General features: G+C 71.0%; 2 protein-coding genes. Both read left to right on the forward strand.

Annotated features, from left to right (window positions below):
• Positions 1-332 precede the first annotated feature (332 nt).
• A complete protein-coding gene (locus tag AB0J52_RS38555; protein WP_500187988.1) occupies positions 333-1,319 on the forward strand; it encodes a YVTN family beta-propeller repeat protein in 987 nt (328 codons plus the stop codon).
• Between the two features lie 55 nt (positions 1,320-1,374).
• Positions 1,375-1,883 (forward strand): alpha/beta hydrolase-fold protein (locus AB0J52_RS38560; protein ID WP_500187990.1); only part of this gene is annotated, 509 nt, incomplete at its 3' end.

The following is a 1,883-nucleotide window of genomic DNA, read 5'->3' on the forward strand; positions in this document are numbered from 1 at the left end:
GCGGAGCCCTCGGAACGGCGGGCGGCGGGCGGCGGGCGGCGGGCGGCGGGCGGCGGGCGGCGACACGGTCACAGTGTGGAATCGGAAGTTGACCGAGTGCTCACGCCGCGGGCTTTACGCTGGCCGTCGTGAGGCTGGAGCGACGGAGCATCCCGGCCGCTGCGGCGGCGGTCCCCTGGGTTCGGTTCTCGGCCGTGCTGTCCCTTTCGGCGGCGCTCGCGGCGTGCGCCGGCGGCGGATCGGCGGGGCCCTACGGGCGCAGAGGGCCCGGCCCGCCGATGACGCCGCCTCCGGCGCCGGCGGCTGGGGCTCCGGGCGAAGCCCGGGACGACGTGTACGCCCACGACCGGCCCGGCATGCTCAGCCCCGTCGTGAAGGGGATGCCCGCGCGGGTGTACGTCCCCGACAGCAAGAGCGACGACGTCGTCGTCCTGGACCAGCAGACCTTCAAGCGGGTCGCGAGGTTCAAGGTGGGACGGCGTCCGCAGCACGTGGTGCCCTCCTGGGACCTGAAGACGCTGTGGGTCAACGACAACGACTCCAACGACCTGGTCCCGATCGACCCGCGCACGGGGAGGCGCGGCCGGCCCGTCGCGGTGGAGGACCCTTACAACCTCTACTTCACCCCGGACGGCCGGTACGCGGTCGTCATGGCCGAGCGCAAGGAGCGCGTCGACTTCCGGGACGCGCACACGATGAAGCCCGTGACCTCGGTGAAGGTCCCCTGCCGAGGCCCGAACCACGCCGACTTCTCGGCGGCGGGCGACTTCTTCCTCATCGCGTGCGAGTTCTCCGGGGACGTCCTGAGGGTCGACACCGCCGAGCGGCGGGTGACCGGATCCCTCGCCCTCGCCACTCATGCCCAACCGCAGGACGTGAAACTGTCACCCGACGGTCGTACGTTCTATATAGCGGACATGGCGTCCAACGGCGTGTGGACGATCGACGCGCGCACCTTCCGCAAGACCGGGTTCGTCCCGACGGGGAAGGGCGCGCACGGTCTCTACGTGAGCCGCGACTCGCGCGTCCTGTACGTGTCGAACCGAGGGGAGGGGTCGATATCGCTGGTGTCGTTCGCCACAGGCCGCGTCGACCGCACGTGGCGGCTGCCCGGCGGCGGCTCCCCCGACATGGGCGGCGTTTCGGCGGACGGGCGGGTGCTCTGGCTGTCGGGACGGTACGACGGAGTGGTTTATGCGATCTCAACCGTTGACGGGAGGTTGATCCGGAAGATCCGGGTCGGTGAGGGTCCACACGGTTTGTGCGTCTATCCTCAGCCGGGCCGTTACTCCCTGGGGCACACGGGGGTACTGCGCTAGTCGAAAACGGGGATCGGGGATCGGCATGATCGGGCCGCAGAACATACTGGTGTTCTTGCTCCTACTGGTGGGATTCGTCGCGGCCACCTGGTGGCAGTACCGGGCCGGGAACCTGGCACTGCGCGTCGTCGCCGCCTTCTGCGCCTTCCTCACCGCCGCCCTGTTCGGAATCGCCGCGGTCAACCGCTACTACGGCTACTACCAGGGTTGGACCGACATCTACCGCGACGTCGCCGACGACTCGTCCACCAACGGCCGCGGCGTCCCCGAGGTGAAGGCGTTCAGCGCCGGGTTCCCCAGCGCGCACGGGCAGAGCGTGGCGGGCGGGCGGCTGGTGAACGTCCGGATGAGCGGCCGGTCGAGCGGGCTCGTCCGGCAGGTGCTGGTCTACCTGCCCCCGCAGTACTTCGAACCCGCCTACGCCTCCTACCGGTTCCCGGCCGTCGAGCTGCTGCACGGCTCCCCCGGCACCCCCACCGACTGGACCCGGCACATCCCCGCGCCGCAGACGCTCGCGCAGGCCGTCCAGCAGCGCCGGGCCGACCCCGCCGTGCTGGTCATGCC

Origin of the sequence: Spirillospora sp. NPDC049652, from assembly GCF_040675125.1 — a bacterium.
GTDB lineage: Bacteria > Actinomycetota > Actinomycetes > Streptosporangiales > Streptosporangiaceae > Spirillospora.